This window comes from Natronoflexus pectinivorans (assembly GCF_004345615.1).
Taxonomy (GTDB): domain Bacteria; phylum Bacteroidota; class Bacteroidia; order Bacteroidales; family Marinilabiliaceae; genus Natronoflexus; species Natronoflexus pectinivorans.
Genome location: NZ_SLWK01000018.1, coordinates 7,705 through 33,602, shown reverse-complemented (window position 1 = coordinate 33,602; position 25,898 = coordinate 7,705). Strand labels below are relative to the sequence as shown.

General features: G+C 39.0%; 16 protein-coding genes. All 16 read right to left on the bottom strand.

The genetic code is table 11. The features are described 5' to 3' along the window. Positions 1-33: 33 nt before the first annotated feature. Positions 34-1,110, bottom strand: coding sequence for a BF3164 family lipoprotein (locus EV194_RS15675; RefSeq protein WP_165921916.1), 1,077 nt, complete (start codon positions 1,108-1,110; stop codon positions 34-36). Positions 1,111-1,349: 239 nt separating this feature from the next. Next, a complete protein-coding gene (locus tag EV194_RS15670; RefSeq protein ID WP_132435294.1) occupies positions 1,350-1,688 on the bottom strand; it encodes a hypothetical protein in 339 nt (112 codons plus the stop codon). Positions 1,689-1,757: 69 nt separating this feature from the next. Next, entirely contained in the window at positions 1,758-2,630 is an 873-nt protein-coding gene (locus EV194_RS15665) for a carboxypeptidase-like regulatory domain-containing protein (protein WP_132435292.1), read from the bottom strand. 169 nt (positions 2,631-2,799) lie between these two features. Next, positions 2,800-3,957, bottom strand: coding sequence for a hypothetical protein (locus tag EV194_RS15660; RefSeq protein ID WP_132435290.1), 1,158 nt, complete (start codon positions 3,955-3,957; stop codon positions 2,800-2,802). Between the two features lie 409 nt (positions 3,958-4,366). Further along, positions 4,367-5,245, bottom strand: coding sequence for a carboxypeptidase-like regulatory domain-containing protein (locus tag EV194_RS15655; protein WP_132435288.1), 879 nt, complete (start codon positions 5,243-5,245; stop codon positions 4,367-4,369). Between the two features lie 157 nt (positions 5,246-5,402). Further along, complete coding sequence (locus EV194_RS15650) at positions 5,403-6,587, bottom strand: hypothetical protein (RefSeq protein ID WP_132435286.1); 1,185 nt, start codon at positions 6,585-6,587, stop codon at positions 5,403-5,405. A gap of 103 nt (positions 6,588-6,690) precedes the next feature. Beyond that, positions 6,691-7,014: a hypothetical protein gene (locus tag EV194_RS15645; RefSeq protein WP_132435284.1), complete on the bottom strand. Its 324-nt coding sequence runs from the start codon at positions 7,012-7,014 to the stop codon at positions 6,691-6,693. Positions 7,015-7,708: 694 nt separating this feature from the next. Then, on the bottom strand, positions 7,709-8,038 hold the full coding sequence (locus tag EV194_RS15640) for a hypothetical protein (protein ID WP_132435282.1): 330 nt from the start codon (positions 8,036-8,038) through the stop codon (positions 7,709-7,711). A 391-nt stretch (positions 8,039-8,429) separates the two neighbouring features. Further along, the gene (locus EV194_RS15635; protein WP_132435280.1) at positions 8,430-10,472 is read right to left on the bottom strand and encodes a M13 family metallopeptidase; all 2,043 of its coding nucleotides are present in this window, start codon (positions 10,470-10,472) and stop codon (positions 8,430-8,432) included. 386 nt (positions 10,473-10,858) lie between these two features. Continuing rightward, positions 10,859-13,672: a hypothetical protein gene (locus tag EV194_RS15630; RefSeq protein WP_132435278.1), complete on the bottom strand. Its 2,814-nt coding sequence runs from the start codon at positions 13,670-13,672 to the stop codon at positions 10,859-10,861. A gap of 175 nt (positions 13,673-13,847) precedes the next feature. Beyond that, a complete protein-coding gene (locus EV194_RS15625) occupies positions 13,848-14,462 on the bottom strand; it encodes a hypothetical protein (protein WP_132435276.1) in 615 nt (204 codons plus the stop codon). Positions 14,463-14,807: 345 nt separating this feature from the next. Then, on the bottom strand, positions 14,808-15,971 hold the full coding sequence (lepB, locus tag EV194_RS15620; protein WP_132435274.1) for a signal peptidase I: 1,164 nt from the start codon (positions 15,969-15,971) through the stop codon (positions 14,808-14,810). Positions 15,972-16,746: 775 nt separating this feature from the next. Then, on the bottom strand, positions 16,747-18,252 hold the full coding sequence (locus EV194_RS15615) for a TolC family protein (RefSeq protein WP_132435272.1): 1,506 nt from the start codon (positions 18,250-18,252) through the stop codon (positions 16,747-16,749). 193 nt (positions 18,253-18,445) lie between these two features. Next, complete coding sequence (locus EV194_RS15610; RefSeq protein WP_132435270.1) at positions 18,446-21,496, bottom strand: efflux RND transporter permease subunit; 3,051 nt, start codon at positions 21,494-21,496, stop codon at positions 18,446-18,448. Positions 21,497-21,655: 159 nt separating this feature from the next. Further along, the gene (locus EV194_RS15605; protein WP_132435268.1) at positions 21,656-22,045 is read right to left on the bottom strand and encodes a four helix bundle protein; all 390 of its coding nucleotides are present in this window, start codon (positions 22,043-22,045) and stop codon (positions 21,656-21,658) included. Between the two features lie 51 nt (positions 22,046-22,096). Then, on the bottom strand, positions 22,097-25,234 hold the full coding sequence (locus EV194_RS15600) for an efflux RND transporter permease subunit (protein WP_132435266.1): 3,138 nt from the start codon (positions 25,232-25,234) through the stop codon (positions 22,097-22,099). Positions 25,235-25,898: the final 664 nt, after the last annotated feature.

The following is a 25,898-nucleotide window of genomic DNA, read 5'->3' as shown; positions in this document are numbered from 1 at the left end:
ACTGAAATACAAATTATACACAGTTGAAATATTTTACTGCCAAGGGATTTCTGTTACAAATAGTTTTTCTACATCAACAACTGAAGTGGCAATGATTTTTTTATTGTCATGAGTGACGTCAAATGAAAAAACAGGCCTGTCCAACTTGAGTTTCATTACAGGAGTTCCATCCCATTCCCAGATATGTATTTCCTTAGAAAAATCAAAAACATGGGGCATCTCACCTTCTTTAAAATATTCGGAAACTGAGAATCCCCCGTAAAGAGCATAGATGTATTCATCGGTAGATTTTATTCGATGGTAATAATTAATAGGCTGCTTACTTCCACCTAAATCTAAATCCTTCAAGAATATTTGCCTGTTAATCGTGGCATCAGCCATTTTTAATTCAATAAGAGGAATTTCGTTGTCCAATGAATAAATTCTTAGCAAGGGTAGCATGTTATAAACTGATGCTATTAAGTTCTTCTCTATGTTAACTGTAGTCAGTTTTTGATTAATCATAGGGATAAATTGGGGATCAACACGCTCATTTAATAAGGGAACTGATCCTCCCCATTCAAATGAGTCGCCGGTTTCTTTGTTTATAACGGAGTAATCCTTTGATGAAATGCGTTGACTGCTTGAAGAGAAAATTTGGTCGTTGATTAAAAAGAAGTCCACATCAGAAAGGGAAGATGTGGGTAAATGATATCTTTTATTGGGTGCTATATCTAAGAAGTCATTGGATCTATTAATTTCTATAATTTTTAAATTATCAGCACTCTGGTATAAAATCATATTTTTCCCAATTTTCTTGAAATATGGAAAAATGACATACTCCTCATTTGGCCCTCCACCTTTTCTTATAATACTTCCAGAATAATTAAAGTTATCTTTTGAGAAAATGTGGAAAAACATGTCTGTTGTTCCGTCCAGAACAATTACATAATCATTCATGATTACCATATCCATTGGCGTCCCAAGAAGTGCTGAAATCTTATGTTCTTCGAAGAGAATGTTTTTTTCAATCGGGAAATCGGTATGACTCATTTCTTCATGTCTACTACAGGCATGAAAGATCAAAGTATTAAAGATAAGGTAAATCAAAGCAAAACTTAAAGTTTTCATAATTATGTTTTTAGAGTTATTGTGATAAAACATTCAAATAGTTAAATGTAATTTAGGAAATAGCAATGGTTTTATTTATTTGATTTAAATTAACGTTTTATTGTGTGCAATTTATATTTTTTGATTTAATATGTACATTGCAAATGATGAGTGCTTTATGGTAATTGATTTAGCCAGAAAGCACTCTTTCGCACTAATCTTTATCGAATTTTAACTTTTTGTTTCTAGTATTTACTCTGCTAATTGCATTGCTTTCGAACACCACCGTTCCACGAAAAGAAAATTGGTCTTCCACATTTATATTGTGGCCTTGTATTAGCATTATAAGTGCCACATGGAGTTACTATGAGAACTCCTCCAAGAGATACTTGGGTCCAACAATATTTAACACCTAAGCTACCTCCTTCCATATCCGGTTCCACATCTACTCTTTCTCTGATAACACTTGCCTCAGCCATTATCGAGATACTTTCCCAAGAAATCTCCTCGTTATTGTTGGATTGCAGTAAGTTCATGTTAAACACTGTTGCTGCTACGAAAATCCCTGCTGCTATTGCAAAAAATAACTTCTTTTTCATTATTAAAGATTACAGCTTAGCGAAATAACAAAAAGTGGCTTCAGCCTAACGAGGCTGAAATCCATTCTCCTACCTGACAGTTTCCCCGTAAAAATAAATTCCCGGGAGCCCGTTTTGATGAATAAATGGATGATTTGTGGATGGGCGTATGAAATGCTCTCCTTTAAATAGTTCCGTACGAATTGAAAAGATACCCTGGCCTTCATAGCATTTAAGTTCTATTGTTACAAGTATTTGTCCTTTGACAATAATGGCATATTCACTCACATCGAAATAGATCGTGTCGCCAACATCTTCTTTTTTTAAAGAGACCAATATTGGCTCTGCAAGTATGCTATTTGGGTGAGAACCTGTTTTTTCATCTATTTGATAGATGTTAAACTTAAGTTGAATTTTGTCAAAAGTGAGTTGATGGATGTTTATATGCACAGATCTGATTAGTACCTGTCGTTTAGCATCAATCAGAACTCCTGTTTCAAATGGCCATAATTTATAGGTTCCTAATTCGTTAATGGCAAACGCCATATGATTATTTGTAGTCACCGGTGTTCCATATCGTCTTGGCCTCCGTTTCGAATTTGTAATTTGCACTTCATGAATCTGGTAAGTTTTGGGTGTTAAGTAAATATGATGCTGTTGAAGGTTTTTAAGCTCCCTTGCTAGAAAAGTAACAGACTGATATCCAATAATTGAGAACTTGAGAGATTCCTGGTCATATCGATCGTCAATAAAAAGGTTAAACACACCGCTACTGTCTGATACTGTCCCAATGTCTGTTTCAATAAGTCCGATATTAACAAATTCCAAAGGTTTACCGGTTTGGTTGCAAAAAATCTTTCCCTCAAAGTGTTGGGTAAATGTAACTATGGCTAAACAATGCATCAATATAAGCAATGCAATAATCTTTTTTACTACCCGCTTATGACTAAGAATGAAGTGCATCTCAATTAAATTTCTATTTTTATTATCATCTTTTCAGAATCAGATCTGTCTTATTGCTCAGTTATAAAGGACTATAAGATGATGTCCACATATTGACTCAAACTGCATGCATAAAAAGTATTCTCTTTTTTTAGTATTTGAGATTTTTAGAAAAAGGATATCTCAACGATTAATAGTCCTGTACTTCAAATCTATATTTATAAAATGTAGCGCTTATATCTCCATATTCCATCATTTTACTGCTTTTCAGGAAATACATCATGCCGTTTTTACTAAATACGGGTTCATTTGAGGTTTTATTAATATTTAGCGGAATATCATATAATATTTCGTTTGTATCTATTGAATACCCCATCACAAACCGATTGGAGTTTAAAGTTCCTTTATTGCTGGTATTCAAAGTTCCATTTTGAATACCCTCACGATAGAAAAGCATTAACATTCCATTGATTTCAATTATTCGATAGAATGTGCCATGTGTTAACTGTTTTCTTATCTGTTCTAAAATATTACCACTCAAGTGAGTTGCAGAAATATCGGCATGTTGAGGATTGATCATTATGGCTTCATTCTTTAAGGTTTCTAAATCCATTCTGTTTAGGATGTTGGAGCCACCAAAGATATAGAATAGGGAGTTGTTAAATACAGTTACAAAAGGAAGACTAAAATAACCATAGTTCTTTCCACTTTCATAATCAGCTGGTAAACCGACAGGTAAAACTTTTATGCTTTTACAAAGAAGATTTACTTCAATAATACGTCCCGTATCGAAATGATCATTATGAGTATAAGGAATATCTGGGAAAAAAGGAATATACAAACAGTGGTTGTGTTCATCATAACAGATATCTTGTATTGACCCTGCCGGGTTAAAAATGTTATCTGCGGATTCTGGTTGAAACAATATTTTTTCTACAAAATCAAAATTCGAGTCCGCTATAATGGAATAAGGAAAGGAAATTAAAATGAACTGCTGATTGTGAATCTTTTTCACACCTAGTAAATTCTGAATGAAACCGGAATTCATCCCATATCGTAACGATAAATCAATTTGACTTACAATTCTAGCTCTTTCTTTTTTTGAGGTATTTAACACCAGTATCGTTTTGGTAAGATGATCAAATATCTTGTAGACTGATTCTTCCTTACTTATAATTGAGAAATTCCCTGAAGAAAATATCTCGTCATCCCCAATCAGAACCAATGAGTCTTTTAAAACGATGTTTACGTCTTTATTTAGATGATTTGAAACATAACTGGAAGTGTTTCGCTGGCACGCTGTAGCGATTAAGAACATTCCAATTACTAAAAAAATAAATTCTCTCATACATGTCAAGCTTTAACTATGAAGTAAGGTAGTACTATGGTGTAATAAATTCAGCACAGTACTACCGTAAAGTGATCTTAATATAATGGTCTAGTTCCTTCCCAACAGCTACAAGGTGAGCCTGATGGATCATGATACGCTGTTTGTCCGCATCGAACTAAAGGAACATCACCCTGCCATCCAACATGAATAAGATAACATTATATCGTTCCACCACCTCCTCCTTCACTTGGCTGTTTTTTCATTGATGCTTTGGGTTGTTGATGTGTTAAATATTAAAATGTTTAAGTGTTAACAATGGCACGAGTTATAAACTCGCGCTAGCTGGGTTATAAAATATTGAAGGACAAATATCAAGGTGGGATGGTTTTGCCCTAAGTATAGTTTACAGTATTCTGTAGGATGCTCATCAGGGGTTCATTTGGTTTGGGAATAGGGATGGTCTTTCAATGTATTTGATACGTTCCCCATAGAATGAAATTCCAAGATTAAAAGGAGATGTTTTCCATTGTGCTTGTGATGATTCTCTAAAATAAGACATTCCAATTGGAAGAGATTCAGCAAAGATACCTAAAGTCCCCTCACCGGAATGCTTAAAATATTCTACTGTGATTAATACTTTTTCGCTCACAATTATGGAATATTCTGTAACATCAATAATTAATTCCTTTTCAATGTCGCTTTTCTCAAAAGAGAAATATATTGGTTCCTGTAAACTATTACTAAATTCTTGACTACTTGACAATTTGTATATGTTTAATCTCATTTCAACAGAATCGATAGAGCATTTTCCAAAATTAATATTTATTGTTCTTATTAAAACATTGTTTTTCACATCTATTAAAACTCCTAACTCTTGCCCTAACCTGAAACGGTTTAAACTATCGTAAAATAAAGAAACAAGATTGCTTGAAGGAACAGGTGTGCCGAATCTTTTTATTCTATTTCGTCTTTTGGCTACTACCTGCATTTCCCTTATCGAATAAGACTTTGGAGATAACAATATATTGTAATCATCTAAATTTTTAAACCTTTCCAGAGTGAAAACTTTGGTTTTGTATCCGATTGTAGAAATCTGAATTGAATCTTCAAGAGTTACATTTTTGTTTATAACTAAATTGTAAAACCCTTGTTGATCAGATACCGTTCCCAAATTCTTCCCAATAACACCAATATTAACATATTCAATTGGCTTACCATTTTTATAACAAATAATTTTGCCTTTAAACTCCTGAGAAATAACAGGCAATGCAAGGCATGTTAATATAATTAATATTTTAACTCTCATACTTGTAATATTATTTTTGACACTTGCTCCACAAGACTTGCATAATGCTTCCAGTTTTTGATGTTATGCAATTATTGGTATTACGCTCAATACATTCGTTTGAAACTTAACCACCAATATTTAAAGAATATGTCAACTATTGAGATACCGAAGCAATTCAATCCTCAATAGAAATTCTATATCTTAAAAACGTTGTTTTTATTTCATTCATATTGAGTTCATCAAGTTTTTGGAAGTACAAAATATCGTTTTTAACATAAACCGGATTCTTATTTACCCCTTTAACATCCAAATAGCTGTCAAACAACACTTCATTTTTTTTAGGACAATATAGTATCATAAAGCAATTCAGGTCTTTGAAAGTTGCCCTTGGCTTAGCTGATTCTTGTCGCTTTCCCTTCCAATATAATAATAGTATTTTATCATTCACGACAATCATACGATAAAAAATATCGCATTCAAACAAACTAAAAAAAATATCGTTGGGGTCATTTCCAATTTCTTTAGTTCCAATTTTAGCATACTTTGGCCTAATCAGAATACAATGAAGGTTATTTGTTCGTAAATTATACTGATACAAATAGTTTGATCCAGGAAATATGTAATAAAGGTTGTCATTTAAAACAACAAGTAACGGTATGGAGAATAGCCCATATTTTGTATTTGGTTTATAATCGTCTGGTAATCCAAGTTGCAAAAGGGTGGATGTATTAGTTTCTAAGTTAACTTTCAGTATCCGACCAATATTATAGAAATCAATATGATTCTCTGGCAAATCAGGTGAAACTGGAAAATAAATGTTATTAGAAATTGTATCATTGAAGACATGTGTAATATTTCCAATACGATGAAAAAGTTGTTTGTTTGTGTTTACATTACTAACAATCTTCTCGTTGAAATTTAGATTTTTATCTGTCAATATTGAGTATGGTTCTGACAATAAAACATATTTATTTGATTTAGTATTAATTACTCCAAACAGTCGGGGTAGGAAACCAGGATGCATTTGAAAATCATTTTTCACATCTAAAACATGCTTTATTTGAAAAATATTACTTTCTCTATTTTCTTTAAATTTCAGTATTTTATAGGTGCTAAAATCAAAAAAACTTATATTATTATTCTTATGTGAAATCGGAAAAAGTGTCGTGAAAACAGAATTTTCATTAGCCACGCATACTATAGAATCAACCTGTGTTAGGCCAGCCTGTTTGTCAAGATATTCAGGTTTTGAACAATTCCCTATTTCACTTTTGCAAGCAACATAAGACAACATATGAAAACATATAAGCATTGATGATATTAATAGTTGAAAATTACGGCTTAATATTATTTTTTTCATGATTATGATGATTAATTAGCTCTGTATTTAGCTAGATAGAAACTAATATTTAATTATTCCTAAACTAGTTCAATACAGAGCATATTTCATTAAAATTAATAACTTATATTATTTGATCACTTGTTCCACATGGACATTTAACTTTACTAGAATCAGGGTATAGACTTTCTCTACAACTTATTCTAATCCATGAATAGTCATATGCCGTTTGTATTACTTTCCAATAGCAAAAACTGCCACCACCGCCACTTTCCATATCAGGCTCTTCATCTACCCGTTGCCTTAAACTAGCATAAGCTTCCATCATTACTGAAACATCATATGCCAAATCATCACTTTCCCTATTTTCTATTGCGACATCAAGGCTAGTAATTGTTGCCACGGCGAAAATCCCTGCTGCTATTGCAAAAAATAATTTCTTTTTCATTATTATTGAATTAATAAATTAGTGATTGACTGTTTAATTTACAGCCTTTAAGTATTAAAACATTTGATAAAACGCATCACAGCCTGGCAGGTGCACTTATCTGTAGTTTTTTGGCTACAGATTCTATCTTTAAATCTTTATCTTTGTCATGTTATACCTAAATTATAGGGCATAATACTGACGTTTTTTTCATAAACACATTACCTCCTTTCTTTTTAAGTTTGGAGGGAGTCGGAAGAGGAGGCGTGTGCGGGGTAGCACAGTGGGCTTCCTCTTCTTTTTCCCAGTTGGTTACACGGAGATCACGGTGGAAACACGGAGTTTCATGGAGATTTTTAATTTTCTCTGTGGTTCTCCGTTTATTCTCGGTGTATCTCTGTGTTATCTTTTTTGGTTACACGGAGTTTAATAATTTACTCTGTGTTATCCTTTTTTGTTACACGGCGAGCACAGAGGTGGCACGGAGATACACGGAGTTTTTTCTCTGTGTGGCTCTGTGAGTCTTAGTGAATCTCTGTGTTACTTTTTGTTACACGGAGTTTTTTTTATTTCTTCGTGTTGCTCCGTGCATTCTAAGTGCATTCTCAGTGTTACTCTTTTCTTGGTATACATAGATTCATGGATTTTTTTCTAAAAATTACTCCGTGTTTCTCTGAGTATTCTCCGTGACACTCTGTGTTACCAAATTCTTCATTTAATTCATAATCTCCTTTGTTGCCCAGTGCTCCACCCTTACCGGGCTGTTGTGGATTTCCAGAAAAATTTGTTTGGCTTTATGGTGTTGGCCACAGTCGAATAGAGTTTGGCCATTAAGTATTTTGGTGGTAAAAGTGCTCGCAACTTGAGATCTGATGCATGTAGCAACAAACCTTCTGCAAAAAGGCAGATAGTTGTGAGGAATATTTTGTTTAGAATGAATCCGGATATTAATAGAACCTGAAATTGCCATGATTAAAGTATTAAACATGGCTACAAGAATTAGCAGTTGAAATGAAATTTGGGTATTTTTAAGGTTTTCTTCCATTTGGGTTTGGCTAGGTTATTCAGTTAAGAACTTAGATTTCTTAAACAAATATATTAACTTACGTTTTGTAATCCAATTTTTCGGGGGGGCGGTAAATATTGTTGTAGAAAGTTAATAAATATTAATTATGGATTTTTAAATGATAATTTCTTCATTTATTCAAGTCAGAAAGGAAGTTCTAAGTTTAAGGTTTGAAGTTGCTGGGTTTAATGTCGATTAATATAACCTAGACGATAAAATTATGTCTTTGGATTTCTCGGATTATGTTTTGAGACAGTAGAGAAGTCAATGCTCCTCGATCTCTGAAGAACAGTTTAAGCCAAGGTTGAAAAATAAAAACGAGATGGACTTAAAATAAGTACATCTCGTTTTTTCTCATTATTCAATTTATTTACCAAATTTTCGCACGGTCATCCGGTGCAATGAATCTTTCACCCGATTCATCCAGATTAAACGCTTTGTAAAACTCCTCCATGTTATAAACAATACCGTTTACCCGTGCTTCTCCCGGAGAGTGAGGCCCTTCGTTCAGTTGTTGACGAAGGCGCTGTTCGCGCATGTGGTTTCTCCAAACTTGTGCGTAGCTGACAAAGAATCGTTGCTCAGGTGTGAATCCGTCAATTTCTCCCGGGCGACCATCTTCTTCGAGTTTGTTTTGCAACGCCTGGTAGGCAATGCTTAAGCCACCCAAATCGGCAATGTTTTCACCGAGACTCAGTTTCCCGTTAATTGTGAGGGAATCCAGCATGACATAGTTGTTGTACTGATCTACTAATACCTGAGAAAGCTCATCAAATCTTTGGCTGTCTTCCTCTGTCCACCAGTCGCTCAGATTCCCATCTTTGGCAAATTGTCGACCCTGGTCATCGAACCCATGAGTCATTTCGTGACCTATGACCATACCAATGGCACCATAATTCATAGCATCATCGGCATGCAGGTAGAAAAATGGCGGTTGCAAGATGGCAGCGGGGAAAACAATTTCGTTCATTGTGGGACTGTAATAGGCATTTACGGTTTGCGGACTCATGAACCATTTATCACGGTCAACCGGCTGTCCAATTTCATCAAGATTACGCTTTATATTAAAAGCTCTTGCAGCTAATATGTTGAGAATGTATGGCTGCTCTTTAATCTCCAGATCGGAGTAATCTATCCATTTGTCCGGGTACCCGATTTTAACGTTCATGGCAGCCAATTTGCCATAAGCTTCTTCTTTTGTTTCATCGCTCATCCACTCCAGGTTACTAATGCGCTGATGAAATGCTGTTCTCAGGTGTTCAACCAGGTCAATCATGCGCTCTTTGGCTTCGGGTGGGAAATAGAGTGAGACATATTCCTGACCAACTGCTTCACTTAAACTTCCGTTTAAAACTCCTAGCACACGTTTCCAACGTTCGCGTTGTACTTCGCTACCGGTCATTACGGTGCCATAGAATGCAAAATTTGCTTTGTCAAAATCGCTGCTTAAAAAGGATGCAGAACTGTTTAAAACATTCCATTTCAGATAGGTTTTCCATTTTTCAAGTTCCACAGTGTCCATCAAGTCCGAAACAGTTTTAAAGAATTCCGGTTGAGCAACATTCAGATCATCAATTGACACGTTTCTGATGTCGAAATAATTGTTCCAGTTGATGTTTGGCGAATTATTACTCAGTTCGTCAAGCGTCATGATGTGGTAAGTGGCGTAGGGATTTCTCAAGGTTAACCGGTCCATTGAAGATTCCGCAAGGGAAGTTTCAATTTGCATGATGGCTTCTACAGCTTTTTCTGCTTCTTGGTCATCGTAGCCCGCAAGGGAAAACATTTGTGCAATAAAATGTTTATATCCTTCACGAATTTCTGTTGAGCGCGCATCATCTTTCAAATAGTAGTCTCTGTCCGACATGCCTAAACCACCTTGCCCAACTGATGCAATCATCCAATCGGTGTTTTTCCTGTCCTGTGAAGCACCCATCCCAAACAGTGGACGTATTCCGGTTTGGTGAAGCTCTGCTATAACCGTTTGTAGCTCTTCTTTTGAATCAATGGCGTCAATTCTCTCGAGAAATGGCCGGATTGGGCTAATGCCCTGCTCTTCCAGTAAAAGGGTGTCCATGGCGCTGTTGTAAAAATCACGGATTTTTTGTCGGTTGCTGCCGTGTGCCGCGCTTTTGTCTGAACGAATGGCCATTAGCAGATCATATAATTTCTGCTCGTTCTCCTCGTTAAGCTGTTCAAATGCTCCGTAACGGCTGTAATCGTCGGGTAGGGGGTTGTTTTGTAACCATCCATTGTTGACAAATCGATAAAAGTCGTCGCCGGGATTAACTGTAATATCCATATTTGCCGGATCAAGAGCCGGTTTTTGTGGTGCATTTGAGCAGGAGTAAATAAATGCTGAGAGCATAATCAGAGTGATGATTTTTACTTTAACTAAACTTTTGAAATTCATTTTGATGGGGTTTATTTAATAGATGTAATTACTCATTGATACAATAAACCGATAAAAATAGTTTTTTGTTCGTGTTGTAAACACGACAAAAGTCATATTCTGATATGGATGCCCCTTCAGTTTAGTCATAAAGCCCTTTGAAAAATCTTCTCAATTTGTATTTTTTACTCTTCTGTCTTAACCTGCATTATTCATGAATTGTCGTAATGAGATGATCAAATACCAATAAATATGGACAACCGCAAAGATAATTGATGAAGGGAATAATGAATTATTTTCAAATCAATTTTATTGAGGACGTCCAGATTTAGTAGGTAGTTGAGCATCGTAATAGATAATTTGTGAATAATGCAGGTTAAATACAAATTTCAGACACAGAAATAAATCTACCACCATATTTGATGATTATTAGCATCCAACGTAAATATGCGCTCCTCCCATCCTTTGGTGTGGTTTCTCAACCAGAATAAACCTCCCATCGGGACACTTTCATAAACCAGTTCATTTGAGTCGGCTATCCGGCGTCCCATACTTGCCCATTCTCTATTGAACCAATAGAACAGCTCATATTCATCTCCAACTTCTACCATGTTGCCATCATTTCGCGTTGCGAAATGAATTTTGCTGACAGCTTTTGGCTCAGAAAGTTGTAGTCCGACCCATCCTCCCGAGGGTTCCGGAGCATCAAAATAAGTAAGCACATTACCATCAAATACCATGTGCTTTGTTCTGCCGGAATTATCAAGGCTTCCTTCTGTTCCAATTACCTTTCCATTAATTACTTCTCCATTAGCATCATAAAAAACAATTGTATTAATATTACAATGTCCTCCATCGGGACCGATATATCTTAAGTATCTAAATTTTGATGATGGTTCAACATCAATTGTGTGAAAAATTGGCTCAGTCATATCCTGTGTAATGATGCCTATGGTTCTTGCATCAGAAAAATCGCGTTTATTTGCGCCCTGAAACTCTCCTCCCACAATTAATGGATGGTAACTCTCATCAACCAATCTGTTCGGGAATTTTCTCAACAGCGTAATGTCCTGAGTTTGATCTTTAGATGCCCGAATATGATGAATTGTTCCAAGGGAGTCAAAATAAAATGGTTCATTAAACGCTTCAAATCGACCATTTACATAAAATGCCGGCAGATACATGCCTCTTGGCTCTAGGTCTTTGAATATAACTTTATTGTTTCTTGACCTTTCTCCCCATGTGGTAACAACCCACCCCCTGTTATTGAAAACCATCAGGTAGCCAAATGCATTTCCTTCATGAGTATCGTAATGAATATCAACTGCCACATCTACCACATCACAATACTCGGCCGTAACATCTTTAAAATATGGATTTCTGAATTGACTTGGAATACTTTCTTTCCCATTATTAATGACAAACAGGCTGTTCCTGTTGATTGAATATGTTTCCCGATAAACTTTTCCCTTGGCAAAGACATCCACCCATGTTCCTGCTCCAACGGGATTGTGACAGTTGTTTTGAATTGTGTTTCCCCTCAGGTCAAATATTACACTCCAGCTATGGCCTGCATCTCTTTCCGGGTAATTGAAAACAAAATCGGTAGCACATGCAACTCCCATTGACCTCAACACCATGGTTTGAAAGGCGGTCTGTTCCACGCACGAACCATATGTATAATCCAATAGTTTTATGGGACTAATGGCTCCAAAAGAGGCATAGGATCCTGACCAGTGAAAGCGATTGGTTATCTCACTTATTTTTTGTGCGGCTCTTATGGTATTGTCAATAAAGTCATCATTGATATTTTCAGCTTTTTCTAAGTGCCAGATAAAGTCGTCGCACATCTGCTCAGCGGGCAATTGAACCAATATGCCATCGGCCTCAGAAAATGCCAGTATTCTGCCTGTCTCTCTGTTCCTTACCTGGTATCCCCCGTTTTTCATAGGGATAAAAGCCCAAAGCTGATTCTGAAAGCCGTGATCGTTATAGGTTATGAGCCATTCGCTCTCTCCGAAAGGGAATGCATCAATGGCCTTTATCAGGCCGGAATCTTCAAATAGCAGTTGATATAAGTTATCATCTTTTGCTACAATTCTTATGGGCCATTCCTTTTGCGGGTTTGGCTCGATGTTGATGTTATTCTCGTTGATAAGGGAATCTGCCGCAATGGTTATTCTGCCGTATGAGTTGCTGAAATAATACTTTCCTTCAGAGATAACCGACTCAGGAAACTTCATAAATATATAATCCGGAATATAAACGTAATCAAGCAGAATACTTTTATCCAGAGAAACTATTTTTAATGTATGCTTACCTGCATTCAAATTGGCTGTAAATTCGACAGGAGGATCTTCGTTATTCACTGTATGCCAATTGCCCGTTGAGGGAAATATGAAATCACCTACGACCAGGCTGTCGATCATGATGCGGATATTTGCAGCTGTGGGGTGTCCATTCAGATAATGCAAATTAAATAGTTGGAGACCATCTTCCCGGGCATTAAATTCCATCTCAAATATGAGCGAACTGTCATTACAAATTCGGCGTGTATAACCTCCTGACGCACCATTTACTCTAACCATAAGAGATTCTAAGTTGCAATGCAATTCGGCCTCAAAGTGAGATTCAGCTCCTTTAAAAGCAGAGTAATCCAAAAAATCGCCATACTTATTATATGCATAACTTCTCCAGCAGACTGTATCAGAAAACCCAATTTTATAAGGAAGAATATATTCACAGAATAATTCAAAGGGATATTGCCGACTCCATTCATGCCGTTGATATGTGTCAAAAGCAACCTCAATCTGGCTTATTAAATATTGAGAAGAGATTCTCTTTAAATCGAATTCCACATCACTCCGGGCATTTCTTAACCTGGAGATTGAATCGGATAAATATACTGAGTTTCTATTATCTCTGGAAACACCATAAACATATTCATAGCTCTTGTTTAAACCATCTACCCCGGAACCGAAAAATGAGTAGTGATATTTCATGTTAGAGATTAGAAATTCTGCTGCTTTTAGCTTTTGCGGATCGGGATTAACTTCGGAATAATAAATTAGCACCTTCTCCAATTCGGCTCTGTTTTCTCCGGCCATTTTCAGAGCCTTATTTGTTTCGGAGGACCAGGGACTACAGGCGGCTATTGATAATAAAAACAAGAAGAAGACAATTTTTCCACTAACATTTAAGATTGAAACAGCTGTTTTCATTTAGGTTGGTTTTAGGGATTATTTATAAATGGGTTAAACATACTTAATGGGTAAATGAGAGTTACACATATTTTCCGTAATTATTTTAAACTGATTCTGACATTTTTATAGGATGTTACAATTTTGTTCCCAAAAAATCTCACAAAAACAAGTAACGTATAAATATTTTTCACTCTTAATCTTCTCTTTTTTCAATTGGTTCTGATATGGAGAAGATACACACCACAGCAAGAAGTCTGTTCTTAATGAGGTTAAAATCAACACCCTCATTACTAGCTAAAAAAATCATCATACTTGCTGATAAAATATGACCTGTACTCATTATAAATTCATATAAATCCTGAAATAAAGGATCTGCTTCTCCTATCTTTCGAATGTAGTCGACATATTTCCCATTAATGTTTATCGATAGCTCCGTTCTGCTCGTTTCCATACTACTGATTTTATTCATGTTTGCGCACTGCAGATACCAAAACTCATCGAAAGTGTTTTCATTAATACGCTCAAATATTGAGCATTTGGTCTCTCTATTAATCGGAACGATATAATTTCCTTCAAACATATTTATTTTAAGTTTTTCAAAGTATAAAGGATAAGCAGTCTTTACATCATCGGATTTAGTCTCCGCTTTTACCAATTTGTCAACATAATCAATTAATTTGATTATGTCATTAAGTTCTTCGTCATTGAAGGTCTCTACAAGAATTTTATCGGTTTCTAAATTATACTTCATATTAAAGCTAACAAGAAGTCCAAAACAAGTAATAAATAAGATGTTTTTTAAAAGCATAACATTTTAAATTTTTAATTCTACTATTTTTTACTCTTACACATTTGATGGTTTTCCAAATGATGTTCTTCATATTTATTAGTATCGTGCTAAATGGCTTACGCCCTTTCTGGGCTGTATTTGATTGATATACATTCTCATAGGGCGTTGCCCTATGTTGATGATGTCGCCCCGTTGGGGCTAAACAAAATTTTCTCTTCAAAGGACGGCCATTTTTTATGCTACACACAACATCCACAGGGTGTTCCCCTATGTTGCATATTACATTCCCGTTGGGGCTTCAACCAGTTTGCGCATTACTATTTCAATACATTTTGATGCTAACATTTATTCTCGCTCATTGAATCACCTTAATCTTCTCAATATCCTGGACATCGCTTTATTATTTTTCGAACTCGAAAAAATAATAAAAGAGGCCTTGCCAATTAAATATTCTTCCCTTACGGGGCCAAAATATCGGGAGTCCTCACTGTCGTGAAAATTGTCGCCCATGAAAAAGTAATAGTTGCAACAAAAGGTGAAATAACCACAATCATCATTTATATGGCTGCTACGAAACTGCGCATCATAGTTCATCAAATCTTCGTAAATCGCCAGATTATCAGGGGTTCTTTCCATAACCAATCCTTTTTGGGGAATGATGTAAGGGCCATAGTTATCAATATTCCATGACAACTGATGTGAATGTGGGAAAACTGACCATGCGGTATCAGGACGATTGGGTTCTATACCGGCATAAATCACACGCGGATGCGCATTTAAAATATCCATTTCACGCTTTGTAACATATCCGTTAAATTGATTCTTTCCCGAAGTTCTATGGAGATGATTCATTTTCAGATTTAGGCTGTCGAGAATGAAATAGCCATCCTGCATACTCTCAAACCCGACATTTGAATAAAACAATCTGTTCTTTGGTGTTTCCTGCTTATTGCCATTAATATACAATTCCCCATGAATGATTTGAAGGGTATCACCCGGTAAACCGGCGATGCGTTTAATAAAGATATTTCCATTATGGGGATGATTAAATACAGCGACATCACCTCTTTTGGGAGCAGAATAGCCTTTTAGGCGATTATAACTCCACCAACGCCTTTCTGTGTCGGCATTCTTACCCTCCCAGAACCACACTAGTAGATTTACCCAGGATATTTCATAAGGTGAATATGGTAACCTTGGACCATAAGCCAGATTGTTAACATACACCACATCGCCCGGCACAATGGTTTTCTCCATGGAGCCGGATGGAATTGTATAAACTCCGAAAAACAGTGTTTTAAAGGTGACGGCAGCCAAAACGGATCCAATGATGACCAACGGATATATCAACCAGGAAATCTTTCGAAACCTTGCAATGACCGGCAACTTTGACGTTGCTGCCCAAAACAGAAGCCAAACAATTCCCCATCCCACTGCCATCCACCAGATTGCAAGGAAGAGATGAATTAAAATGGCCATCGGGAAAATGTAGTTTAGGAGTTTGATGTTCATGAGTTTGATGTTCATGAGTTTGGTGTTTTAAGTTTAAAGTTTAAAGTTTTAGGTTTTTCGAAACCGGGCGTTGGGGGCATGTGTTGATGTTGATGATCTTCATGTGATTATGTTTATATCTGTTTCTGATTGACTGAGTTTTTTGTTTCGTGTGCAAATTTTTTCGTTCAAAGTAGGGGCGTTAGCCCTGGCATCTTACTACCTATAATACTTAAGCATGGTTCGTATTTAGGGTCTGCTGAAAAAGTCAACAGACCAAAATAATAATTCTTTTGTCCTCAAGCCGGACGGACTCTTACTTTTTTTCAACAGCAAAAAAAAGTAAGCAAAAAATGCCGTCGCTGCTGAAAAATTGCCTAAATAACAATCTGCCAGGCTAAAATCTGCGAACTCGCTACGCTCAAACAACGCATATTTTTACGCCTGTCACATTGTTATTCTTAACGGCATTTTTCAAAGGCGGAAGTTTCCATTATTTCTAGCTTTTTCAATGGACGTAAATTCTATAGTTATATTAAAAAGGCTTGCACTTTAATGACTGAAAACAAGGCTATGTCACACATTATTAATTATGTAAAAGTTTTTCAGCAATCCCTATTTAATTTATTCACTACAGTATGTTAATCATTAGATTTCAGGGCTACGCCCCTTACAGATCTATGGTCAAGTCAAATCTGAATTATCTCGCTCGCTCTCCCCTAACCCCCAAGGGGGAACGCCAAACGCACAATACAAACCCGTCAATTCATGGTTGACCAGACACTTTAATTTTTAATTTACTCCCGATTTTTCATCTTATGTTGAGGAGTTCGTCTTCATTGAACACAATGTCTTCGTTTTTGGCAAAATCATACAGCGTAAGCCTTCTGAGGTAGAAGTAGTTGTTCCAGTATTCGGAAAGTGCATTGATGTATTGAAGACGGGCATTGTCCTTGGCTCTTTGCGATGATGTCAGTCTTAATACGTCAACTTGTCCGTTTTTAAATCTTGTCATGGTCAGCTCATAACTCTCATTGGCAAGGGTGTCTGAAAGGGCTGCCGACTCCAGTCTCGACTTCTGAATATTAAATGTGATGGCTCTTGTTACAGCATTTTGATTAAATTGCTGCAACGACTGCTGCGAAGCAACCTGGGCAATATGATATCGCGATTTTGCCATTTCGTACTGGCCTCTGTTTCTGCCCCAATCCAGGATGGGAATATTAACCCCCACACGCACCTGTTGATAGTTGTCGAATTCGGGACTGTAAACGTTACTCAAGCTCCCATTCTGTCCTACAAATCCATCGTCTTTGCTAATACCATAGGATAAATTCACATCGGCACTGAAGTGCCTTGCCCTGTTGGCCTGTTCAACATTTCTCTGACCTTCCAGAATGTTCTGTTCCAATTGAAGTATTTCCGGATTATTTGCCAGGGCTTTCTCCAAGACCTTCTGAACATCAATCTCCTCAACGGGAATGTTCTCAGGCACAAATACCTCAACATCTACGTCAATGGGCAACATCAGGAAATTGAGCAAGTTCTCCTTTGCTTCCCGGTGGTTGAGCTTTGCCTGTTGCAGGTCGATTATTGCATTGTTGTGCGACAAGCGCAAATCCAACAGTTCTTCACGGGTTACGGTTCCCAGTTCGAAACGTCTGTTTGCCACCTGCAATAAATTCTCAGTATTGGAGATGTTTCCCCGGGCAATTTCCATCTGTACGTGAGCACTTAATAAGCCGAAATAGTGCCTGACTGTGGTGAGGTGCATGTTTTCAGTTGACTGGAGATACTCCAATTTGGCCTTTTCAAATTTCAGAGGCTCAATTTTTCTTTGCCATTTCATGGCATTGAAACCAAACAACTCCTGGTTATAACCAATTCTGAAAGGACGAGAGGAGTACTGTGTGTATTCGTTTAATCCAAAGTTCTCAATTCGCCCGAGTTCCGACTGAACAAAAAATGTTCCGCCCGTGAGTGCTACTTTCTGGGATACGTTTAAATTGAGATCGGAGCGCAATGTCTCAGTTCTGATAAATTCATCTGTTCTGCTGGACGAGTTATACCTTAATTGCGACGCATTGGAATAGTTCAATGGTGTTGCCTGCAAGTTTACAGACGGCAGGTAATCTGCTCTGTAACTTCGATACGCCCAGTAGTCGGCCATGTAATAGTGCTTATTTAAAAACGTTTGCAGCGATTGCTCTCCGGCCAGTTCCAAGGCATCGTCCAAAGTAAGACGGATGGAGCCCTGCGAAAAACTACATATCTGATGCAGTAGAAAAAAGATTAGGATGAATGATTTTTGTTTCATGGGTGTTTTGTTTTTATTACACGGAGAACACGGTGGAGACACGGTGTCTCACTGAGTTTATGTTTTTTTCTCTGTATTACCTTTTTGTTACCTTTTTGTGTCACGGAGAACACTGAGCAAGCAATAAGATTCACGGAGTTTTTTTTTCTCTGTGCATCTCTGTGAAATACTCTGAGTATCTCTGTGTGACCTTTTATGTTCCTTTTTTGCACAAATAATAATAACACAACGGAATAAAGTACAAACTCACAAATGTGCCCAGCACCATTCCGCCAATAACTGTAAGTGCCAGGGGTTTTTGAAGTTCGCTGCCCATGCCGCTGCCCCACATCACGGGCGTCAGTGCCAGAATGGTTGTGATACTGGTCATGATGATGGGTTTTAGCCGTCGCCGGCCTCCTTCTTTTATGGCCTTTTCCAACGGCATGCCTGCACGGTAAAGCCTGTTAATGGTATCAATTTTTAATATTGAGTCGTTTACAATGATTCCGCTCATTACCACAATTCCTATCATCGACATAATGTTGATGGTTCCCCCGAAAATCCATAGCAGAAATAAGGCTCCTGCCACATCAATGGGGACTTCCAGAAGAATAATAAGCGGTTGTCTCAGTGATTCAAACTGGGCGGCCAGAATGAAATAGAGCAGCAGCAGGGAGATTAGAATCACCACAGACATCTCTTTCAGCATCTGCCTGGCAGCAAACCAGTTTCCTGAAAAGTTTACATTTACGTCAAACCTTTCCTTTAACTCTCCCCCGGTGGTTTCGAGCCATCCGCCAACGTTTCTTCGGGGAATTCTGTCAATATTAAGCGGAACAAAAGCACCTTGCGTACTCCCGTATAAGACTTTATAGTCGTTGCGATTATTAACTGAAATCAATGTGCTGACCGGGATTTCTGTGTTTTCGCGGTTTATCACTTTGAGTTCGTTGAACATGCGGTTGACCGGCACCGGTGAATTTCCGATGACCATTGGCACATAACCGGCTCCGGTATGCAAAACGCCCACCTGGAAGGCATTCATTGCAGAAAGCAGACGGTTATACAAAACCTGGTGGTCCACATTGTAGAGGGCCATCATTTCGCTGCGGGCTCTTATTTCAATGTGCGTATCTGATGCAGGAGGCATAACCTCTGCACCCGGAATTGTTTCGGACAAAAACTGAACAATTTCAGTCGTTTTTGATAATTCAGGAATTCCCCGTTCACTTTCATCACTTACACGAAACACCATCTGGGCTTCGTCCTGATGAAATAATTTTTCGAAAATTGTTTCCGGCGCTTCAAAAGTGAATATGGCGCCGGGCCATGTTGAAGCAATAACCCCGGAGAGATGCTTTTTAAGCTTCTCCACATCATCTTCATTGTTGCATTTTAAATATACTTTTGCCTCCGAAATGGACTGGTCCAAATCCTTATGCAACATATAGTTCTGGGTTCCGGTGTAACTGTTGCTGAATTGAATCAACCTCGCGGCCTCTGTTTTAATGCTGTTTACCCGCTGAATGTTTTCGCTGAGGGTGATGTTGGCATCCCAGTCAATTACCAGGAACACATCGTTGTGGGTAAAGGCGGGAAAACGTTCTTTTGGCATGTAAAATGCCAGTAAAAACGCAGGTATTATCAGACCAAGGAATAACAAGATAAAAGCGATCCGATGGCGAAAGACCTTTTCGAAACCCTTTTCATAAAGGGTTTCAGTTTTGAAAAGATTAATTTTCTCCAAAAATCGGGTAACCCTGCCTTTTCTGAGTTGTTCTTCGTTTTTTGATTTTCGGTTAAAAAGATGAAACAGAACGGGAATCAGGGTAATGGAAACAATGAGCGATGCCAACAGGCCAATGCCTACGGCCATGGCCTGGTCATAGAAAAGAGCACCCGACACGCCACTGATAAAAATCAATGGCACAAACACGGCACATGTGGTCAGTACAGAAGAGATGAGTGGCCTTATGACCTCGTTGGTTCCTTTTATGCATGCATTGGCCAGTGTTTCCCCTCTTTCGGTATATTGTGTGATGTTATCGATGACAATGATGGAGTTGTCGATGATCATTCCAATGCCAAGAATTAACCCAGAAAGTGATATGATGTTAATGGACAAGCCGGCCAAATGGAAAAACAGGAGGCTGATGATGAGCGATGCCGGCACCGATATTCCAATAAGCCACGGGGAGCGGGCGTCTTTCAGGAAAAAGAAGAGGATTAAAAAGGCCAGCATCCCTCCAAAAAGCAGGTTGGTTTGCAGGTTGCTGATGGAATAATCGAGGATGGCGGTTTGGTCGCGCACAATTTCGAAATGGATGCCCTGATAATTGTTTCTGAAATGCCACAGGAGCCCTTCAACCCTTTCTTTGAGCACATCCATGCGGGCGTCGGACTGCTTTATTACGGCTAGTGACATGGCCGGAACACCATTTCGCAGGAAAACTCCTTCCTGTTGTTTCGGTCGCAACCCGATTTTAGCCAGCTCCTCCATCCGCATGAGGCGGGTTCCTATTTTTAAGCGGATATCCTTTACATCATCCACCGTTCGCAGACGGTTGGCAAACCGGATGTTGAACCGGTATTGGCCGTCGGCCACCTCAATGGAGCCCATGGAGAGGTTGTTTTGCTCCAGTGCATTTACAATTACCTGATGCGAAACACCCAGCGACCGCAGTAATTGTTCATTTGGTTCAATGTACAGTTCCGGTTGCATGTGCCCTGTAACATCCACCATGGCGACTTCCTGCTGTTGCTCCAGACGTTTGATGATGACCGAACGGGTGAGGTCACTCAACTCCATGAATTTTACTTCGTCGCTGTCATCCATCCAGATATTGATGTAGAAGACGGGCAAATCCGATGCCGTGGCTTTTATAATGGCCGGGCGTTCCATGTCGGCAGGCAGATGACGCATGGCTTCGTCGGTTTTTTCATTGACATCGATAAAAGCATAGTTTATATCGGCTCCAAAACTGAAGCGCAAGCGAATGACCGCCCTGCCATCAGAGCTTTCGGAAGTGAGCTCCTCCAGATGCGGCACCTGCATTAAGTTGTAACGCATGGGCGCAATGATGCCCTCCTCTATTTGACGGGCCGATTCTCCCGGGCGGTTCAACTGTATGGTAATCTCGGGAATATCTATCTCCGGCATTAACGACACCGGCAATAACCGGGATGCCACAATTCCGAGTGTTAATATTGCCAAAAATGTCATAATGACGGCAATGGGGCGGCGAATTAAAAAATCAATCATGTTTTTTCTGTTCTATGTTCTATGTTTTAGGTTTAAAGTTTAAAGTTCTAGGTTTAAAGTTTTAGGTTTCGCAGCTTAGCGAAGTCCCGAGAATCGGGATAGGTTTAAAGTTTAAGGTTCTATGTTTAAGGTTTTAAGTTCTATGTTTTAAGTTTAAGGTTATTGGTATTTAGTTCCACGAAAATTTGAATTTGAAAGATATTTCATAAGGTTGGTGATTTTTCCTTTTATGTTTTTTGCAAGGTTGTAAACCTCATTAAATGTTGTTTCATTGATATATTTTAAATCAAGGGCTCTATATAATTGAGATTGAACTTCAGAGGCTGATCCTTTTGCGTACGATAGAAATTGAATAAACTCTTTGTTGCCATCTCTCCCATAACCTTCGGCGATGTTATCCATAATTGAACCAGATGAACGCTTGATTTGATCTTTAAGCGAAAAATCATTTTTAAAATTATCGGATACCGTAATTTTAAAAACTTCAACACATAATTGTCTTGCCAATTGCCATGCCTCAATATCTTCAAACCTATTAATAGTCGCCATAATTTATACTTTATTACAAAACATCAAACCTTGAACTTCAAACTTTCAACATCAAACCTTCTTAACCAATATCAACGGCAACCACACCACCACCGCCAAAAGTGAGAACAACAATCCGCCGATGGCACCGGCTGACAATGAGAACCAGAAGCCTTCGTCTTTACCTGCCAGCAGGAATGGGAGCAGACCAACTGTGGTGGATAGGGTTGTTAAAATGATGGGGATGATTTTGTGGTTAAATGCTTTTAAAAACAATTTCAGCTTGTTGTAATTGGGCTTTTTTGCTTTCATGTTGTTATAATCGTTTATGATATATAATACGGCGTTTACGGTGAGTCCGCACAGCAGAATCATGGCTGCATATCCTCCCTGGTCAAAGTTTATTTTGAATATGGAAAATGTGAGGAACAATCCAGTGAATGCAACGGGTATGGATGCTATTACAGCCAATGGCTGTAATAAAGACTCGAATAGGATGGCGCACAACACAAATACCACCACTGCCACGATGAGCAAAAGCCAGTACTGGCTTTTTTCTTCCCTGTTCCATCCCCACCATGAGCTTTGGTCGATGGCCGAAAATCCCACGGGCAACTGGTCGTTTATCATTTCAACATACCTGTCGCGAACTCTCCTGTTGAGTTCCCAGGGGCCTATAAAATCGTATTCAACCAATAGCCGGTACTCCTGGTTCTCTTTTCTTATCATATCGCCGGTGCGTTCACGGTTTAAAAATCCGACATCTTTAAGGCGGAATGAGGCAGAACCGGAACTGAGCATGTTGTTGTTCATGTCCCAAACGGATGTGGAACCGGCAGAAGCTTCTCTTAAATAGACCGGAATCATGGATTTGTTATTCCTGACATTTCCGGAATGGATTTCCCGTGGTGACTGAAACAGCAACTCGTAATATATATTTCGCAGTGAACTGCCAACTTCTTCCAATTTATCGGGGTTCAACCCCATCACGAAACCGTAACGCGGTTTCCCTCTCCAGGAACTGCCGGTTTGAAGGATGACTTCCTGTATGCGTGGATTTAACAGCAGCGAATCTCTGAAAATTCCGGCCTGCTCAAGCATCAGTTCATAATTGTAACCGTGGAACTCAATGCGGTTATTGCGCATGCCATCATGAAAAGCGTTGCTGAATCCTTGTCCCACACCGTAAATTGAAAAGTCGGCACTCCCAATTTGTATGGCCTCACGTATTAATTCATTTCTTAGGATGTGCGGAAAAGCACCGTTTTCGGCCTCCGGTGTAAATGATATTTCCAGAGTGGGATTGTCTATGTTGTTGATGCGGGTGGTAAACAGTTCAATTTCATCGAACTGTGCCAGGTAATTCTCCAGGCTTACAAAGACATCATTCATTTGGTGAATGGTTGAGCCATCGGGCATGGAGCCACGGGCATACAATCGTGTACGCGATGAATCCCAGTTAAACCCGGAGGATGAAAAATAGTTGGTGAACCAATACCAGCTGCCTCCCAATACGCGGTTTACCCAGGGCTTTATATTCGACACGTAATTTTGATTGCCCAATGTTTGATTATAAGTTTTATGATACCACCGGGGCTTCTGCTCCTCTTTTACATCTAATTTATCGGGCAGGAAGAAAACCGGGAATCCGAAACCCCATACAATGACCAGGATAAATGCCCATCGCCAACGGAATCCGAAACGCAAAAAGCGTTCGTACCAACGTGAAAATTTCACAATTCGCCGCTTACGGCGAATAATACGACCTCTGAAGGAGCGTTTTATTGGAAGCCTGTGAAGCAGGGACGGCACAAAAAAGAGTGCAATGAACAGTGAAACACCCAAATTAACCAGCATCACAATGGCGAAATCGATGAGATTGAGCCTTTGTTCTTCTTTTAGGAAGAAGATAACAATCATTGCTCCCATGGTGGTGAGTGTGGCGGCCAGTATGGCCAGAAATGCCTTGCGGTTTGCGGAATGCCGAATGTGGTCGGCCATAACAATGGTGTTATCAATAATCATCCCCAAAGAAACGGTGATGCCTGCCAAACTGTAGAGATGTATTTCAATCCCGAGAAAATAGTAGAAGATGACGGCGATGCTCAAATTTGCCACAAGGCTTAACGCTATGATGAAAAGGTATCGCCATTTACGGCTCACCAACAGCACAAACAAAAGCAGAATGATGAGTGCCAACAGGGCTCGTGAACTGATTTTTTGCACCTCGGTGCTGATCTCTTCCGATGCATCATAGTTCACAAGCAGGGAGAAGTTTGGGGGAAAGCCGGGCTGCAACTCTTTAATGACTTCTTTAACCCGGGCTGCCAGTTCCACCTGGTTTGCTTCCCGTGTGGAATGGATGACAAGATAAATGGAGCTGAGTCCGTTAACCCGGTAGTAGGAACGGGATTCACTCTCTTTTAGCCGCGGCGATGCCACGTCGGTTAACCTGATGACCCGGTTGTTGAAATTCCCTACAATAAATTGGCTCCAATCGACAGAATCCGAAGGGATTCCACTCAGGGTGAGGTTGATGGTGCGGGTATCAGAGCCCCTTTCAATGGCGGCGGTTCCCAACTCGCGCCTGACCAGCTGGTTGCGAACGGCATCCCGCAGATGGTTTTCGTTTAATCCAACGGCGTTCAATTTGTTTTTATCGTATTCCAGCTCCCACTCGAGGGAGGTTGCGCCGTAGGAATATACACTGCTGATGTCGGACATATTGCTGATGCGCGGCACAATATAGCGATCCACATACTGCTTGATGGCGTGGCTGCTTCCCTCTCCATTTACGGTGTAGATTAATAGTTGGGGGGTGTCTTCGTATCCTCCCCAACCATAACTTACACGGGGCAACGCCACGCCCTCCGGTAAATTGCCATGAATGCTGCGCATAAGACTTGACGCCTCAAAACGTGCCGCATCCATATCTGTGCCCTTTTTGAAGGATACCCTGATGGATCCGCGTCCTTCATAGGACTCAGAAGTAATACGACTGACACCACGCATGGCCGACAGTGTTCCCTCTATGGGTGAGGTCACCTCTTTATCTACCACCTCGGCTCCCATGCCCGGCCAGCTATAGCCCACATGAATGGTATTTCCGGTTTGCTGCGGATGAAGCTGAACAGTGAGCTGCGGAATTAGCACCAACCCGATGATGGTGAGAAGGATGAAGATGATGTTTATGGAGAAGGAGTTTTTCATTTTTTCTTTTAATGTTGTTTTTTTGTTACACGGAGAACACTGAGGTGACACGGAGTTGCACAGAGTTTATATTTTTTCTCTGTGTATCTCTGTGATATCCTCTGTGTGGCTCTGTGTATCTTCTTTTGTTATATTTTTGTTACACGGAGAACACGGTGGTGGCACGGAGTTTCACTGAGTTTATATTTTTTCTCTGTGTATCTCTGTGAAATCCTCTGTGTGGCTCTGTGTCACTTCTTTTGTTATATTTTTGTTACACGGAGAACACGGTGGTGGCACGGAGTTTCACTGAGTTTATATTTTTTCTCTGTGTATCTCTGTGAAATCCTCTGTGTGGCTCTGTGTCACTTCTTTTGTTATATTTTTGTTACACGGAGAACACGGTGGTGGCACGGAGTTTCACTGAGTTTATATTTTTTCTCTGTGTGGCTCTGTGTCACTTCTTTTGTTATATTTTTGTTACACGGAGAACACTGAGGTGACACGGAGTTTCACTGAGTTTATATTTTTTCTCTGTGTATCTCTGTGATATCCTCTGTGTGGCTCTGTGTATCTTCTTTTGTTATAGTTTTGTTACACGGAGAACACTGAGGTGACACGGAGTTTCACTGAGTTTATATTTTTTCTCTGTGTATCTCTGTGATATCCTCTGTGTGGCTCTGTG

Bases quoted from the DNA above. Each gene is read 5' to 3' on its own strand.
- EV194_RS15675 (WP_165921916.1), bottom strand. From the start codon at position 1,110: ATGAAAACTTTAAGTTTTGCTTTGATTTACCTTATCTTTAATACTTTG.
- EV194_RS15635 (WP_132435280.1), bottom strand. From the start codon at position 10,472: ATGAATTTCAAAAGTTTAGTTAAAGTAAAAATCATCACTCTGATTATG.
- EV194_RS15610 (WP_132435270.1), bottom strand. From the start codon at position 21,496: ATGATTGATTTTTTAATTCGCCGCCCCATTGCCGTCATTATGACATTT.
- EV194_RS15660 (WP_132435290.1), bottom strand. From the start codon at position 3,957: ATGAGAGAATTTATTTTTTTAGTAATTGGAATGTTCTTAATCGCTACA.
- EV194_RS15650 (WP_132435286.1), bottom strand. From the start codon at position 6,587: ATGAAAAAAATAATATTAAGCCGTAATTTTCAACTATTAATATCATCA.
- EV194_RS15655 (WP_132435288.1), bottom strand. From the start codon at position 5,245: ATGAGAGTTAAAATATTAATTATATTAACATGCCTTGCATTGCCTGTT.
- lepB (WP_132435274.1), bottom strand. From the start codon at position 15,971: ATGAACATCAAACTCATGAACATCAAACTCCTAAACTACATTTTCCCG.
- EV194_RS15605 (WP_132435268.1), bottom strand. From the start codon at position 22,045: ATGGCGACTATTAATAGGTTTGAAGATATTGAGGCATGGCAATTGGCA.
- EV194_RS15640 (WP_132435282.1), bottom strand. From the start codon at position 8,038: ATGGAAGAAAACCTTAAAAATACCCAAATTTCATTTCAACTGCTAATT.
- EV194_RS15645 (WP_132435284.1), bottom strand. From the start codon at position 7,014: ATGAAAAAGAAATTATTTTTTGCAATAGCAGCAGGGATTTTCGCCGTG.
- EV194_RS15600 (WP_132435266.1), bottom strand. From the start codon at position 25,234: ATGAAAAACTCCTTCTCCATAAACATCATCTTCATCCTTCTCACCATC.
- EV194_RS15625 (WP_132435276.1), bottom strand. From the start codon at position 14,462: ATGCTTTTAAAAAACATCTTATTTATTACTTGTTTTGGACTTCTTGTT.
- EV194_RS15630 (WP_132435278.1), bottom strand. From the start codon at position 13,672: ATGAAAACAGCTGTTTCAATCTTAAATGTTAGTGGAAAAATTGTCTTC.
- EV194_RS15670 (WP_132435294.1), bottom strand. From the start codon at position 1,688: ATGAAAAAGAAGTTATTTTTTGCAATAGCAGCAGGGATTTTCGTAGCA.
- EV194_RS15615 (WP_132435272.1), bottom strand. From the start codon at position 18,252: ATGAAACAAAAATCATTCATCCTAATCTTTTTTCTACTGCATCAGATA.
- EV194_RS15665 (WP_132435292.1), bottom strand. From the start codon at position 2,630: ATGCACTTCATTCTTAGTCATAAGCGGGTAGTAAAAAAGATTATTGCA.